13 protein-coding genes are annotated in these 15,295 nt (G+C 71.3%); 8 read left to right on the top strand and 5 right to left on the bottom strand.

What is annotated here, in order from left to right; all coding sequences use genetic code 11:
• Positions 1–39: 39 nt before the first annotated feature.
• The 3 genes from V1460_RS19055 to V1460_RS19065 are packed head-to-tail and all read right to left on the bottom strand — an operon-like array spanning position 40 to position 4,051.
• Positions 40–1,896, bottom strand: coding sequence for a GMC family oxidoreductase (locus V1460_RS19055; RefSeq protein ID WP_338674852.1), 1,857 nt, complete (start codon positions 1,894–1,896; stop codon positions 40–42).
• Complete coding sequence (locus V1460_RS19060; RefSeq protein ID WP_338674853.1) at positions 1,893–3,368, bottom strand: hypothetical protein; 1,476 nt, start codon at positions 3,366–3,368, stop codon at positions 1,893–1,895. The genes V1460_RS19055 and V1460_RS19060 overlap by 4 nt, the downstream gene beginning before the upstream one ends.
• Positions 3,365–4,051 (bottom strand): GntR family transcriptional regulator, encoded by a 687-nt coding sequence (locus V1460_RS19065; RefSeq protein ID WP_338674854.1) that lies wholly within the window; start codon positions 4,049–4,051, stop codon positions 3,365–3,367. Before V1460_RS19065 ends, V1460_RS19060 begins: the two co-directional genes overlap by 4 nt.
• A 200-nt stretch (positions 4,052–4,251) precedes the next feature.
• Here V1460_RS19065 and V1460_RS19070 point away from each other — a divergent pair, with 200 nt between their 5' ends.
• The 8 genes from V1460_RS19070 (at position 4,252) to V1460_RS19105 (ending at position 12,625) form a co-directional block, all read left to right on the top strand.
• Complete coding sequence (locus V1460_RS19070) at positions 4,252–4,761, top strand: DUF1269 domain-containing protein (protein ID WP_338674855.1); 510 nt, start codon at positions 4,252–4,254, stop codon at positions 4,759–4,761.
• Positions 4,762–4,858: 97 nt separating this feature from the next.
• Entirely contained in the window at positions 4,859–5,956 is a 1,098-nt protein-coding gene (locus V1460_RS19075; protein ID WP_338674856.1) for a chemotaxis protein, read from the top strand.
• Between the two features lie 147 nt (positions 5,957–6,103).
• The gene (gene dhaK / locus V1460_RS19080) at positions 6,104–7,096 is read left to right on the top strand and encodes a dihydroxyacetone kinase subunit DhaK (RefSeq protein WP_338674857.1); all 993 of its coding nucleotides are present in this window, start codon (positions 6,104–6,106) and stop codon (positions 7,094–7,096) included.
• 70 nt (positions 7,097–7,166) lie between these two features.
• A complete protein-coding gene (dhaL, locus tag V1460_RS19085; protein WP_338678104.1) occupies positions 7,167–7,757 on the top strand; it encodes a dihydroxyacetone kinase subunit DhaL in 591 nt (196 codons plus the stop codon).
• Entirely contained in the window at positions 7,754–8,155 is a 402-nt protein-coding gene (locus tag V1460_RS19090; protein ID WP_338674858.1) for a PTS fructose transporter subunit IIA, read from the top strand. The genes dhaL and V1460_RS19090 overlap by 4 nt, the downstream gene beginning before the upstream one ends.
• A 217-nt stretch (positions 8,156–8,372) precedes the next feature.
• Entirely contained in the window at positions 8,373–10,388 is a 2,016-nt protein-coding gene (locus tag V1460_RS19095; protein ID WP_338674859.1) for an NADPH-dependent 2,4-dienoyl-CoA reductase, read from the top strand.
• Between the two features lie 121 nt (positions 10,389–10,509).
• Positions 10,510–11,061 carry a PadR family transcriptional regulator gene (locus V1460_RS19100; protein ID WP_338674860.1) on the top strand — a complete coding sequence of 184 codons (552 nt, stop codon included), beginning with the start codon at positions 10,510–10,512 and terminating at the stop codon, positions 11,059–11,061.
• A gap of 85 nt (positions 11,062–11,146) precedes the next feature.
• Positions 11,147–12,625, top strand: a complete 1,479-nt coding sequence (locus V1460_RS19105) for an NAD(P)/FAD-dependent oxidoreductase (RefSeq protein WP_407077626.1) — start codon at positions 11,147–11,149, stop codon at positions 12,623–12,625.
• Between the two features lie 204 nt (positions 12,626–12,829).
• Here V1460_RS19105 and V1460_RS19110 read toward each other — a convergent pair whose 3' ends face one another.
• Positions 12,830–14,047: an IS110 family transposase gene (locus V1460_RS19110; RefSeq protein WP_338674758.1), complete on the bottom strand. Its 1,218-nt coding sequence runs from the start codon at positions 14,045–14,047 to the stop codon at positions 12,830–12,832.
• A 316-nt stretch (positions 14,048–14,363) separates the two neighbouring features.
• Positions 14,364–15,257: an ABC transporter substrate-binding protein gene (locus V1460_RS19115; protein WP_338674861.1), complete on the bottom strand. Its 894-nt coding sequence runs from the start codon at positions 15,255–15,257 to the stop codon at positions 14,364–14,366.
• Between the last annotated feature and the right edge of the window lie 38 nt (positions 15,258–15,295).

Here is a 15,295-nt window from a genome sequence, read left to right on the forward strand (position 1 = left end):
GCGCGACGCGGGCGAGGTCCGCCACGCGAGAGCCGCCGGTCAGCGTTCCAGCCGGGCCTCGCTGACCGCGAGCGCCGCAGCCATGATGCTGAGCTGCGGATTCACCTCGGGGCAGCCCGGCAGCACCGACGCGTCCGCGATCAGCACACCGTCCACCCCGCGTAGGCAGCCCGCCCCATCGGCCGGGAAACGCTCGGGGTCGGCGCCCGCGGCCACCGTGCCGGTGGGGTGGTAGGCGGACAGATGCAGCTGTCCTGGTCCGGCCGTCGCGAGCACCTCGTCCAGCTCGGCGATGCTGCGTACGCGGGGTGCGACGGGTATCCCGGTGAGGACCTCTTGCGCCCCCGCGGCGAACAGCAGCTCCCCCATGGCCCGGACCGCGCGCGTCAGCAGCCGGGCGTCACGCTGGTCCAGGTCGTAGCGGATCAGGGTGCGATCACGTCCCATCACCCGCCCCGAGGGGCGGTCGGCGATCATGGCGCCGAGTGTGGCGAGCCGGTCGGCCGACTCCAGCTCGCGCCGCAGCTCGCTGCCGAGTCCCGGCAGCACGAAGGAGCCCATGCCCGGTGGGGTCGCGGTGGCCTCGATCAGGACACCGCCGTGGCGGTGCTCCTCCACGCCCACGCTCTGGAGCACGCCCTCCCAGGCGGTGACGGGCTCGGTGAAGCGCCCGGCGACGCTGGTGGCCGGGTGCACGCTGAGGTTGCGGCCGAGCCGTGGGTGCGAGCCGAGCCCTGAACGGCGCAGCAGCGGTGGTGAGTGGAGGGCGCCCGCGGCCACCACGACCAGCGGAGAGAGGATCTCGAACACACTGCCGTCCTCGCGCCGTACCCGCACGCCGGCAGCGCGCGGGCCTCCGCGGCGGTCGCGGTCGACCAGGACCCGGCGTACCTCGGCGCCGGTGACGATACGTGCCCCGGCCGCGCAGGCGTCGGGGAGCACGGACAGCTGTACGCTCTGCTTGGCGCCGCTGGGGCAGCCGACCACGCACTGGCAGGAGCCCAGGCAGCCCGGGGCGTTGCGGCGCAGCGGGGTGGCCTGCCAGCCGAGCCGCTCGGCACCCGCGAGGGCGAGGCGGCCGTTGTTGCCGAGGACGTCGACCGGCTGGGTGGCCACACGCAGGGTGCGTTCGGCCTCGTCGAGGCAAGGGCCGAGGCGCTCGGCGATCGCGCAGCCGAAATCCTGGCGCCACCGGGCGAGGACATGGTCCGGTGTGCGGTAGCAGGTGCCCGAGTTGACGACGGTGGTGCCGCCGACCGCACGCCCCACCGGCAGCAACAGTGGCCGGCGGCCGACGGCGACGGTGGCGCCACCGTCCCGGTACAACTCGGCGAACCGGTCGAGCGGAGCCCGGCGGCCGAAGGACTCGGTGGAGTGGTGGTGTCCTTCCTCCAGTACGAGGACATCGAGTCCGGCGCGGGCGAGGGTGCGGGCCGCCATCGAACCACCCGCGCCGGAGCCGATCACGACGGCGTCCGCGGTGGACCGGGTGGGCCATTCACCGGACGGTGTGCAGTCGAGCGGTGGGTCCTTGCGGGTCAGCAGCGGGGTTCGCAGTCCGCCGCCGTGGAGCATCCGCTCGGTACCGGCGGCGAGCAGCACGGGCACCTTGAGCACGTCGAGCAGCGGGGCGAGCCGCCGCCGCGCGCCGAGCGCCGCGAGTACGGCGTCCCGTTCTGCTCCGCCGAGTCGGCCCAGTCCACGTCCGGTGCGTACGACGGCATAGGCGTCCACCGCATGGGCGGCGGCTCGTACACCTGCGCGGGTCGGCAGCGGCATGGTGGCGAGGATCTTGTCCAACCGCCCGGGGACGTCCGCGGACCAGGAGTCCGTCCCGTCGTCGGCGATCAGTGCCGCCACGAACCCTCCGAGTGCCCCGAATCCACCGTGGCTCACCGGGTCCCCACCTCCGCGTGCGCCGTACCCGTCAGTGTCCATTCGGCCTCGATGCGCCAACTGCCGCCCCACCGCCGACGTTCCAGGACCGCATGTGCGTCCGCGCGTTCGGTGTTGCGGCACACGGCCCGAGCACCGTCGGGGTCGGTGTAGTCGAGTGCGAGGGTGCGTTCCGCGGGCTGGTCGACCTCGACCCGGATCCGGCGTGGTCCCGCTCGTCCGGTCACCGTCCAGGTGGGCAGGCCGATGTCGGCGCGGAAGCGCCCGATCCCGGCCCAGCCGATGGCCGAGCGTTCCGGGCGTCGCGGCCAGGTACGGCCGTCCTTGCGGAGCCTGAGGAAGACCAAGGGCGGAAGGTGGCGCAGTACGGGGCGCATCGAGACGGCGGTGACGATCTCGAGCACGTCTCCATCCCCGAGATCGGCGTGCAGCCAAGCCCAGCGGCGGGCGTTGCCACGACCGTAGATCCGGGCGGAGGCTCCGGGTGCCGAGTCCAGAGCGAGGGTGGTGTTCCCGTATGCGAACGTGCCGCGGTATGTGGCGCGGGCGGCAGGCAGGATCTGGGCCGCCGGGAGCAACGGGCGGCGCCAGGACCATCGGGGGAAGGTGAACAAAGCTGTGTCGGTTGGTTGTTCGGTGAGTTCCCAGCTCAACGCACCGGCCGCTCCGGTGAGTCGGCCGGGCTCGGCGGAGATGCCGTCGGCGGCGAACCCGGACTCGTTGCCGACCCACTTGACGGGGCCGAAGCGGGCGTGCCGGACGGGCTCGTTCTCGGGGAACACGGCGGCCCAGCCGTGTGCGTAGGGCTCGGATCCGTCGGTGGGGGCGACGAGTTCGTGGTGGAGCCAGACCCCGGAGCCGGTCGCCGGGTCGGTGAGGGTCGTGTACCAGACCTCGGTGCGGCCGGGCTCGCCGCGCCAGCGGGGTGCCATCAGCGGGTCGGAGCTGTCGGTGCGCGGAATCCCGCGGGATTCGGGGCCCGGGATTTCGCGGCGCGGGAAGCGGAAGCTCGCCAGGAAGGGCACCAGGCCGGTGACGATGGGAAAGCGCAGGGTACCCGTGCCGATGCGGGTGCCGTCCTCGTACAGCGTGTACGGCAGCACGGTCATCGAGGTCACCGGCCGCAGCGGGGTCACCGACTTCCAACCGTCGAGGCTGATGCGGCGGCCGTCCGCGGTGAACGAGAGGCGGTAGCGGATACGGCGCCCGGCGAGCGGTGAGATCTCCAACTCGCCCTCGGCGCCCGGGTCGTCAGCCCATCCCGCGATGCGTATCCGGCCCCCGGTGGCCGCGTGGGTGGTCCCGGAGAGGCGCAGCACCCGATCCGCTGACACCCGGAGGTCGAGGCGGACCGGGCGGGTGCTGTCCTCGCCGGCGAGCCGGAGGGTGCCGAGCATGGTCTCGCGGAAGAACGTGCCCCGGGTGCCGCCTCCGACGTTCGTGCTCCTGCTCCTGCTCCTGCTCCTGCTCATACGAGGCCCTCCAGCATGATCCGCTCGGTCGCCGTCAGATACGCGTCGGCCGCGGCCCGTGCGCCGCCCTCATCGCCGGCCGCCACGCACTCGACCACGGGTTCGAGCCGCGCATGGGCGGTCGCGGAGTCCGTGAACGGGCCCACCAGCGCGGCCCGTACAGGGAGGTAGGCGTTGAAGAGGGTGTTGGTGAGCAGGACGTAGACGCGGTTGCCGGTGGCGCGGGCCAGGGCGCGGTGCACCTCGATATCGGCGAGCTGCACCGCGTCCGGGGTTTCGGCCGCCGCGACAGCGGCCAGCAGGCTCCGCAGCTCGACCTGGTGTTCCCCGGTGGCCCGGGCAGCGGCCCGTTCGGCGATCAGCGCACCGATGCCACGCCGCACCTCGAAGATCTCCCCGATCCAGTCGGGGCTGTGGCGTACGAGCATCGGCAGCAGATCGGCCCCGCCGAAGCGCGCGTAGTCGCGCACCCGGGTGCCCACGCCGTGCCGGGTCTCCAGCAGTCCGGCCTGGGTGAGGCGGCCGAAGGCGTGCTTGAGGGTGGTGCGGGTGACTCCGTAGCCGTCGGCGAGCTGACGTTCGGGCGGCAGATAACTGCCCGCTGGATGACGCCCGGTGAATATGTCCTCACGCAGGCGGTTTTCGAGGACGTCGACGATGGTTTCGCGGGGCAGTGCTTCCACCCGGTCCCTCCCTGAGCGGCTCAGTGGATGAGCCACTCAACCAAGGGGAGTTGGGCGAAGTCAACGGTCACGTCGCTCCACATCGCACACAGGGCACGGCAGGCGACGAAAGCTGCGCACGGTTGCGATAGGTGGGCCATGCAACCGGAAGCGGTCGACGGGAATCGGGCATATGGTTTCAGACATACCACAGTGCTCCGATGGCCGAGGAGGCTCTGATGTCCGAGCTGGTCGTCATCGGCTACGACAGCCCCCAGATCACGCACGAAGCCCTCAAGACGGTGCAGCGGATGCCTGGCGGCACGATTGCCGAACTCACCGGGGCCGCGGTCGTCTCGGTGGACGATTCCGGTGAGACGCACGTGGACACGCCACGCCGGACTGACAAGATCGCCCTGTCCGCCACCTCAGGCGCCCTCTGGGCGATGATCATCGGCCTGCTCGTCGCCATGCCCGCCCTCGGAGTGGTGGGAGCGGCGGTCGGCGGGCTGTACGGGAAGCTGCGAGCGATGGGCATCGACGACTCGTTCCGCGGGCAGGTCCGGTCACTTCTCGAGCCGGGTTCCGCGGCGGTCGTGATCATGGCCTCGGGGATCGGCGACGAGGAGTTCGCCACCTCGATGCGGCAGCACGGAGGCACGGTCCTGAAGACCACGCTCGACGAGGCGACCGAGAGAGAGCTCGCCGAGCAGCTCGCCGGGTCCGCTTAGACACACCGCAGGGTCCGGGCGCTCCTTCCGGGCGCCGCCAGGACGTCCCCGCCGATCCCCGCACGCACCGATGCACAGATGCTCAGAAAGGGCTCCGATGCACCCCTCTCTCAGCTCCGAGACACTCGCCCGACTTCGCAAACAGCACACCTACCCGGCCGTTTCCCTGCTCATGCCCACGCATCGCCGTGATCCGGACAAGGAACAGGATCCCGTCCGGCTGCGCAATCTGATGGCCGAGGCGAAGGGGCAGTTGGAGGCCGATCCCGACGTTTCCCGGGCCGCTCGCATGGCGATCACCGAAGAGTTGGACCGGGCGATGCAGGAGATCGACCTGGTGCACGCCGAGGACGGACTGGTCGTCTTCGCCTCGCCCGGGGAGCACGAGGTGTGGTTGTTGGGGCGTACCGTGCCGGAGCGCGTGGTGCTCTCCGACACGTATCTGACCCGCAATCTCGTCTCGGCCCAAGCCGCCGAACGCCCGTTCTGGGTGCTTGCCGTCTCGTCCGACCATGTGACGCTGTGGAGCGGTACGGCCGACCGGCTCACCGAGATGCACCGGGGCGCCTTCCCCGTGATCCGGGTCTTCGAGAACTTCGACGCGGAGCGCCGCGAGCGGATCGGCGATGTGCCGAGCACTTTCACCGACGAGGCCACCCGCCAGTTCCTGAAGTCCGCGGACACCGCGATGGACACCCTGCTCAAGAGCGACCCCCGACCGCTGTACGTGGTCGGCGAGCCCGCCGCGCTGTCGCTGCTCGACCACGCGGGGACGGTGTCCAACGGCAAGACCGTCCACGTCCCGATGGGCGGTCTGCAGCACGGTCCCGCGGATGCCGTCTGGCACGCGGTGCGCCCGTACGCCGAGGCTCGGGCCCGGCAGGAGGTCGAAGGGGTACTCGCTGAGCTGGACCGGGCGCGCGGTCGGCGCGCATTCGCCGCCGGGGTGGACGAGATCCATCAGAACGTGCTGTCCGGCCGGGTCGCGCTGCTGGCGGTGGAGGAGAACTACCGGGAGACGGTGCGCGATTCCGGTGGCCATCTGCTGCCCGCCGAGCCCGGTGAGCGGGGTGCCATGGACGACATCGTCGACGAGATCGTCGAAAAGTCCCTGGAAACGGGTGCACAGGTACGCTTCGTGCCCGACGGCACCCTCGCCGGGGTGGGCGGGATCGCGAGCGCCCTGCGGTACTGACCTCACCGATGGACCACGCCGACGCCCGATGGCCCGGTGTACCGGCCGCGCCATCGTGCGTGGCCAGAGCACCGCAGAACGCACCGAGGGCCACCGCACCCGAGGCCTGCCACAGAGCGACCTGCCGAGCTCCCCGAGGAGACAGCCATGAAGATGCTCATCAACGTCCCGGAGACGGTCGTCGCGGACGGACTGCGGGGGCTGGCCGCCGCCCATCCGGAGCTGCGGGTGGACGTCGAGAACAGGGTGGTGGTCCGGGCCGACGCGCCCGTCGCCGGGAAGGTGGCGCTGGTCTCCGGGGGCGGCTCCGGTCACGAGCCACTGCACGCGGGGTTCGTGGGCCCGGGCATGCTGAGCGGGGCCTGCCCGGGTGAGGTGTTCACCTCGCCCGTCCCGGACCAGATGGTACGGGCTGCCGCCGCCGTCGACAGCGGGGCCGGGGTGCTGTTCGTGGTCAAGAACTACACGGGCGACGTACTGAACTTCGACATGGCGGCCGAACTGGCCGAGGACGAGGGCATCCAGATCGCCAAGGTACTGGTGAACGATGACGTGGCGGTGACGGACAGCCTCTACACGGCGGGACGGCGCGGAACCGGCGCGACGCTGTTCGTCGAGAAGATCGCCGGGGCGGCCGCCGAGGAGGGCGCGCCGCTGGAGCGGGTCGAGTCGATCGCACGCGAGGTGAACGCGCGGTCGCGGAGTTTCGGTGTGGCGCTGACCGCCGTGACGACGCCCGCGAAGGGGTCCCCGACCTTCGATCTGCCGGCCGGTGAGCTGGAGCTCGGCATCGGCATCCACGGCGAACCGGGTCGCGAGCGCCGGGCGATGATGACGTCCCGCGAGATCGCGGACTTCACCGTCGACGCCGTACTGGAGGATCTGAAACCGTCGAGTCCGGTCCTGCTGCTCGTCAACGGGATGGGGGCGACTCCCCTCCTGGAACTGTACGGGTTCAACGCCGAGGTGCACCGCGTACTCGGCGAGCGGGGCGTCCCGGTGGCCCGTACGCTCGTCGGAAACCATGTGACCTCGCTCGACATGGCCGGTTGCTCGGTGTCGATCTGCGCGATGGACGAGGACCTGCTGCGGCTGTGGGACGCGCCGGTGCGGACTCCGGCGCTGCGGTGGGGCCGCTGACTCATGAGTCCCACCGGGAGGAGGAGTGGTTGTGCCCGAGACCCTCGACACCGGGTTCTTCCTGAGCTGGATGAACACCACGGCCGATGCCGTGAGCCGCGAGGCGGTGCACCTCACCGAGCTCGACTCGGAGATCGGCGACGCGGACCACGGCATCAACATGCAGCGCGGGTTCACCGCGGTCAGGGCAGCGCTCGAGAGCGACCCGCCCGACACTCCGGGAGCCGTACTGGTGCTGGCCGGAAGGCAGTTGATCTCGACGGTCGGCGGGGCCTCGGGGCCGTTGTACGGCACTCTGCTGCGGCGGGCGGGCAAGATGCTCGGCGACGGCACCGAGGTGTCGCGGGAACGCCTCACCGAGGCACTGCGAGCGGGAGTGGCGGCGGTCGCCCAGCTCGGCGGCGCGAAGGCCGGGGACAAGACGATGCTCGACGCGCTGGAACCGGCGGTGAAGGCGCTCGGGACGTCGTTCGCGGCAGCCCGGGAGGCTGCCGAGCAGGGCGCCACCGCCACCGTGCCGATGGTGGCGCGCAAGGGACGGGCGAGCTATCTGGGTGAGCGCAGTGCCGGGCACCAGGACCCGGGCGCGACATCGTCGGCTCTGCTGATCGCCGCCCTCGCCCGGGCCGCGGCGGACGGTGGATCCGGGGAGACACCATGAGCCTGGTCGGCATCGTGCTCGTCTCGCACAGCGCGCAGGTGGCCTCATCCGTCGCGGCGATGGCCGGGGCGCTGTCGGGCGGGGGTGAGACCGCGCCGATCGCGGCGGCGGGCGGCACCGATGACGGCCGGTTCGGCACCAGCGCGCAGCTGATCGCCGCCGCGGCGGCGGAGGTGGACCAAGGTGCCGGGGTCGCCGTGCTCGCCGATCTCGGCAGTGCCGTGCTGACCGTGAAAGCCCTGATCGCCGAAGGCGACCAGTTGCCGGACGGCACCCGCCTGCTGGATGCCCCGTTCGCCGAGGGCGCGGTAGCCGCGCTGGTCACGGCATCGGCCGGGGCGGATCTGGACGCGGTGGCAGCGGCCGCGGCGGAGGCGTACGAGTACCGCAAAGTGTGAGGGCGCGCCTCAGGGCGCACCAGGGCCGGGACGCGTCGCGTCCCGGCCCTGGTGGTTTCCCACCGCACCCGTCCGGGTCCGTCCACGCCCCCGGGGAGCCGTTCCGCCTCCGCCGGACGTAGCGCAGCTCACTCCCCCACACTTATGCAACTAGTTGCACAACCGTCGTCGGACCGTCTACAACTGAGGACGACGACACTGCGCGAGGAGGCGCCGGATGACCCCGTACCCGCATCTGCTCAGCCCGCTCGATCTCGGGTTCACCACGCTGCCCAACCGAGTGCTGATGGGATCGATGCACATCGGCCTGGAAGAGGCGGCGAACGGCTTCGAGCGTATGGCGGCCTTCTACGCCGCGCGCGCCCGGGGCGGCGTGGGCCTGATCGTCACGGGCGGAATAGCGCCCAATGACGAGGGCCGACCTTACGAGGGCGGCGCCAAGCTCACCACCGAGGAGGAGGCCGAGCAGCACCGCACGGTCACCGACGCCGTCCACGCGGCGGGCGGGCGGATCGCGATGCAGATCCTGCACTTCGGCCGGTACGCGTACCACCCGCAGCTGGTCGCACCGAGCGCGCTCCAGGCACCGATCAGCCCGTTCGTACCGAACGCCCTCAGCGACGCGGACGTCGAGCGAACCATCGACGACTACGTTCGGGCGGCCGAGCTGGCGAAGTCCGCCGGATACGACGGCGTCGAGATCATGGGCTCCGAGGGCTACCTCATCAACGAGTTCATCGCGAGCGCCACCAACAAGCGCGACGACCGCTGGGGCGGCTCGTACGCGAACCGGACCCGCTTCCCGCGCGAGATCGTCCGGCGCACCCGCGAGCGGGTCGGCGACGACTTCGTCATCATCTACCGCCTGTCCATGCTCGACCTGGTGCCGGGCGGTTCCTCACTCGACGAGGTGGTGGCGCTCGCCAAGGAGATCGAGGCGGCCGGCGCCTCGATCATCAACACCGGCATCGGCTGGCACGAGGCCCGCATTCCCACGATCGCGACCTCCGTACCCCGTGGTGCGTACACCTGGGTGACGCAGAAGCTCATGGGTGCGGTCTCAGTGCCGCTCGTCACCAGTAACCGGATCAACACCCCGGAGGTCGCCGAGCAGCTCATCGCCGAGGGACGCGCCGACATGGTCTCCATGGCGCGGCCGTTCCTCGCCGACCCGGACTTCGTCGCGAAGGCGAGCGAGGACCGCGCCGACACGATCAACACCTGCATCGGCTGCAACCAGGCCTGCCTGGACCACACTTTCAGCGGCAAGATCACCTCCTGCCTGGTCAACCCTCGTGCCTGCCACGAGACCGAGCTGGTGCTCTCCCCCACACGGCTGCGCAAGCGCCTGGCCGTGGTCGGCGCCGGGCCCGCCGGGCTCTCCTTCGCCGTGTCCGCCGCCGAACGCGGGCACGAGGTGACTCTGTTCGACGCCGCCGACCAGATCGGTGGGCAGCTCAACATCGCCAAGCGGATCCCCGGCAAGGAGGAGTTCGAGGAGACGCTGCGCTACTTCCGCACCCAGCTCGACCTGCGCGGAGTGGAGGTCCGGCTGGGCACGTTCGCCACGCCCGAACTGCTGGTCGGCTACGACGAGATCGTCGTCGCGACCGGCGTCACGCCCCGCACCCCCGACATCGACGGGGCTGACCACCCGAGCGTGCTCAGCTACCTCGATGTGCTGCGCGACGGAGCGGCGGTCGGCGAGCGGGTGGCCGTGGTCGGGGCCGGCGGCATCGGCTTCGATGTGGCGGAGTACCTCACGGACGGTGGCGAGGGCGCGAGCCTCGACCCGGAGACGTACTTCCGGCAGTGGGGCGTGGACACCGCTTACGGGACCCCCGGCGGGCTCCGCGCCCCCGAGCGGCCGAAGCCGCCACGCGCCGTGCACCTGTTGCAGCGCAAGACGACCAAGGTCGGCGCCGGGCTCGGGAAGACGACGGGCTGGATCCACCGCACCGAGCTCAGGCACCGCGGGGTGACCATGGTCGCCGGGGTGACCTACGACCGGATCGACGACGAAGGGCTGCACATCACCGTGGACGGCACCTCCACGGTGCTCGACGTGGACACGGTCGTGCTGTGCGCCGGTCAGGAGCCTCAGCGCGATCTGTACGAGGAGCTGAGCGCGGCGGGCCACACGGTCCACCTCATCGGCGGCGCGGACGTCGCCGCCGAGCTCGACGCGAAGCGCGCCATCGATCAGGGCACCCGCCTGGCCGCGTCGCTCTAGGCCGGTTCCATGTCACGGCCGGATCCGGTGTGGCCGGATCCGGCCGTGACGTATCCGGGGGCCGCCTCGCACCGCCGGACGCCGCCGGAGAGGGCCGCGGGGGCTGCCTAGGATGCGGACCATGTCACTCCCGCACGCGATCCTCACCGCCCTGCTAGAGAAGCCGTCCTCGGGTCTGGAGCTGACCCGCCGCTTCGACCGCTCGATCGGCTACTTCTGGCAGGCCACCCACCAGCAGATCTACCGGGAGCTCGGCAGGCTGGAGGAAGCGGGGCAGATCCGTGCCCTGCCGGCCGCCCAGCCGTCGCGCGGCAAGCGGAAGGAGTACGAGGTGCTGCCCACGGGCCGGGCCGAGTTGGCCGCATGGGTGGGCAGGCCGGAGGACCCCAAGCCCGTACGGGACGCCCTGCTGCTGAGGATGCGTGCCGCGGCCGTGGTCGGCGCTGAGGGACTGGAGGCGGAACTGCGACGCCACCTGGAACTGCATGAAAGGCAGCTGGCCGAGTACCTGGACATCGAGGAGCGGCATTTCCCGCCCGGTCGCGACTCCGTCGGGGACCGGCTGCGGCACGTGGTGCTGCGCGGCGGTATCGACCTGGAGCGGTTCTGGATCCAGTGGCTGGAGCACGCGCTGGAGGAGCTCGGGCGGCCCGCGGCGGAGGCTGCGGGGTGAACGCCTCACTCGGACGCGGTCGATTTCCGCTTGCCGCACCACGCCCCGTCCCCGGGTGGTGATACTGGTCATCCTGGGACCGATCATGGACGACCGCATAGGGGCTTGGGTGAACCACACGCACGGCACAAGCAGTTGGGATTCCGGCGGCAGCGGCGGTGTGCGGCGCCGGCGCCATGCCGTAGTGATCGGGGGCAGCCTGGCGGGGCTGCTCACGGCCCATGTGCTGGCGGGGTACGCGGATTCGGTTACGGTGATCGAGCGCGACCGCTTCAGCGCGGCGCCCGAGCCGCGGACGGGTGTGCCGCAGAGCCGCCACCCGCACGTGCTGCTGGAAGGGGGGCAGTGCGCGCTGGACGCCCTCCTCCCCGGCTTCATGTCCGAGTTGCGGGCTTCGGGGGCACCGTGCGTGGGGATGCCGTCGGACATGGTGCAGTGGCAGAGCGGGCGCTGGTTCCGCCGTACGCCCGCGACGACGCATCTCTACACAGGCTCACGCACACAGCTCGAACTCCTGGTCAGGCAGCGGGCGCTGGCCAATCCGGTGATCTCCGCGGTGGAATCCACGGAAGTGATCGGGCTGCTCGGCGACTCCTCCCGGGTGCGGGGGGTGCTGGTGCGTGAACGCGGCGCCGGGCCGGCGCATCGGACCGGGTCGGACAGTGGCGCCGGCGAAACCCGGCCGCTGGAAGCCGACCTGGTCGTGGACGCGTCGGGGCACGGTTCGCGCGCCCCGAGGTGGCTGGCCGCGCTCGGGGCGGAGCCCGCGGCCGAGGAGACCATCGACACGGGTCTCGCGTATGCCTCACGGGTCTACCGCGACACGGGCGGGCACCTCGGCACCGACGCCCTCGCCTACTACGTCGTCCCCAACCCCCGGCAGGTGTACGGGTGTGTGGTGGCTCCTCTGGAGGACGGGACCTACCTGGCCACGTTCTCGGGTCTGCGGGGAGACGAACCGCCCACGGACGAGGACGGGTTCACCGCCTACGCGAAGCGGCTGCCGCATCCACTCGTACACCGGTGGCTGCTGGAGAGCGAGCCGCTGTCGCCCGTGTGGAGCTTCCGGTCGACCGCGAACCTCCGCCGCCGCTACGACCGCCCGGGACGCCGCCCGGCCGGATTCGTCGCGACGGGCGACGCCCTGTGCACCTTCAACCCCGTCTACGGCCAGGGCATGACCGTCGCCGCGATGAGCGCCGTGGCCCTGCGCGACGCACTGGCCGACCGACACCGTACGCCCACGACACTCCGGGTCCAGCGGGCGGTGTTCCAGGCCTCTCGCCAGGCGTGGGACATCTCGGCGGGCGCCGACAAGAAGATGCCGGGGGCAAGGGGGAACGCGCTGGCCGCCGGAGCCCTCGACCGGCCTGTCGGTTGGTACCTCGACCGGGTCCAGCAGCGCTACCCGGGCGACCCCGTCGTGGGCCGGGCTTTCCGCTCCGTACTGACCCTACGCTCACCGCTGACCGTGCTGTTCACCCCTGAGGTCGCCAGGGCGGTGCTCTTCGGTTCGGTCCCGTCGACACCGCAGGAGCCGCCGATGCACCGGGAAGGGGCATAGGCCATCCCCGAACGCAGCCGACTTCGCGACATGCTCTGGTGCTGTGATCGGATGGATCCGCCGGCTCGCGACTCCCCCGGAGCTTCGTCTGGGAGGTACCCCCGGCGCGGGGCTCCCCCCGGCCCGAAGGGGCCGGGGGGGGTGCCTCTATGTCTTTCGTCAAGGCACTCCTGTCGGGTTTGGGGTGGTTCTGGGTTGCTGGGGTTATGCAGCGAGCTCGACGTCCGCTGGCGTCCGGGATTCGTAGAAGGTGCCGTCGCGGAGCATGGCGAACAGGACGCTGATGCGTTGGCGGGCGAGTCGGAGGAGGGCCTGGGTGTGGGTCTTGCCGCGGGCTCGCTGGCGGTCGTAGTAGGTGCGGGAGGCCGGGTCGGCGTTCATGCAGGCGAAGGCGGAGAGGAACATCGCGCGTTTGAGTTGCCGGTTGCCGCCTCGGGGTGCGTGTTCACCGTGGATCGAGGTGCCGGACGACTTCGTGGTCGGGGCGAGGCCGGCGTAGGAGGCCAGGTGGGCGGCGGTGGGGAAGCTGGTGCCGTCGCCGACGGTGACCAGCAGGACGGCGGCGGTCCTGACGCCGACGCCGGGCATCGACGTCAGGACCGGGGAAAGAGGGTGGGCCTCCAGGAGGGTGTTGATCTGGGCCTCCATTGCCCGGCGCTGGGTGTGGACGGCGGCCAGGGATGCGGCCAGAGAGGGGATGACGAGGTCGAGGGTGCCGGTGCCGGGGACGACAACGGTCTGCTCGTCGAGCGCGTCGAAGATGTCGTCGATCAGCCGCTGGGCCATGCGGGGGGCTTTCGGGCGGATCAGCTCAACGAGTCTGCGGCGGCCGGCCTTGCGCAGGGCGGCCGGGGAGCCGTAGCGCTCCAGCAGCCAGGTCACGGCGGGGTGGTCGAGGCGGGGGCCGAGGACGCGCTCCAGGCTGGGGTGGAACTGGGTGAGCAGGCCGCGTATCCGGTTGCTCGTGCGGGTGGCCTCGGCAGCAAGGTCCTGGTCGAAGCCGACCAGCACGGTCAGCTCGGCGGTGATCTCGTCGGTCAGTTCCAGCGAGCGCAGGGTGTGCGGCATCGTCCGGGCGGCGTCCGCGATGACCGCCGCGTCCTTCGCATCGGTCTTCGCCTCGCCCGGATACAGGTCGGCGATCCGCCGCATGGCGAGTCCGGGCAGGTAGGCGACCTTGCAGCCGGTGTCGCGGGCGACGGTCAGCGGGAGGGCGCCGATCGAGGCGGGCTGGTCCACGATCACCAGGACGGTGCCGAACTTCGCGGTCAGTTTGTCGAAGACGGCCCGCAGTTTCGGCTCGCTGTTGGGCAGCTGCTTGTCGAGGACCTTCTTCCCGGCCGGGGTGAGTCCGTGGCCGTGATGGCTGCTCTTGCCGACGTCCAGGCCGAGGAACACGCCCACGTCTTCGGTGTCGAACATCGCGCCCTTCCAGGGGAGTTGTCCAGGCCGGCCTTGGCAGTGGTGTCGTACGCGCGCATCCACGTTATGCAGACCTGCCGCCCGCGAGCTGTCCGGCGTTGCGCCGGACCGGGCGGTGGCCGGACCTCTCATCAGCGTCTCCGACGGCACCTCCCGGGCCCGGTGACACCACCCCCCAGGTCATCCGTTCGACAGGGGGACACAGTCATGCCGGGCCCGGAGGCCAGCGGCCCCATTGCGGAGCCGCAGAAAACATAACGGGGAGCCCCCATGCACCGGGCCGCGCGCTTCCCGGCAAACCTGTCCGGCCACAGCACTAGACGGAACTCCGCACCGCCTCCACCGCGTCGGCGACCTGAGTGAAGAACCGGGTCTGCGCCCGGGCACTGCACGGAGCCTCCGGGTTCCACGGGACGAGCCGTGCGCCGGAAACGGCTTCCTGCCAGGCGGGGTTGGCCCGCAGCGAGTCCAGCGGGTGGGCGTTGACGCGCATGTCCACCAGCAGCATCCGCGCGGCGAGGGCGGGGATCTCGGACCAGTCGGCCGCTGACCAGTTGGTACTCGATCCGCCCTGAGGGTCCACCAGGTCGAGTCCGAGCGAGACGAGTTCACGCAGATCGGGCCAGGCATAGGGCTTGGCGAGATAGGCACCGTCGGCGGAAGCGGGGGACAGTGCGAGTACGGTGGGGCGCGCCTCGGGCCCGCCCGCGGCCGCCTGGTCGCGCAGTCGCGACTCGGCACGGGCCAGTGGGACGTCCGTGGCCGCTTCTCCCTCGGCACCCAGCTCTCGTGCCAGTTCCGCGAAGCGCGCGCGGACGGCGGCGAGCGACCGGTCCCGGCCGATGTCGAGCACGACGAGCGGGACGCGTTCCTCGATGTGTTTGACGGTGTCGGGATCGAGGGCGTAGACCTGCCCGCCGCCGTAGCTGACGGCGACCACCACATCTGGGTCGGCGGCGAGGAGGCCTTCGGCATCGACTCCCGCTCCGGAGCCGAGGTAGGCGATGGCGTCCAGGGGCAGTCCCGCGGCCTTCACCGGGTCGGGTTCGGCACCGTCGTGGTTCGAGCCGAACAGTCCTGCCGGACGTATGCCGTGGTCCCAGAGGGTCGCCCCGGCCTGTATGTAGGCAAAGGTCCTGTGCGGCCGTCGTGCCGCCGTCGCCAGGTGACCGCGATCGTCGAGAAAGCTCCAGTTCTTCTGCCCGTCCATGATCCGTGTGCTCCTGCCCGTCGCCTGCCCGTGCGTGC

Origin of the sequence: Streptomyces sp. SCSIO 30461, from assembly GCF_037023745.1 — a bacterium.
Taxonomy (GTDB): domain Bacteria; phylum Actinomycetota; class Actinomycetes; order Streptomycetales; family Streptomycetaceae; genus Streptomyces.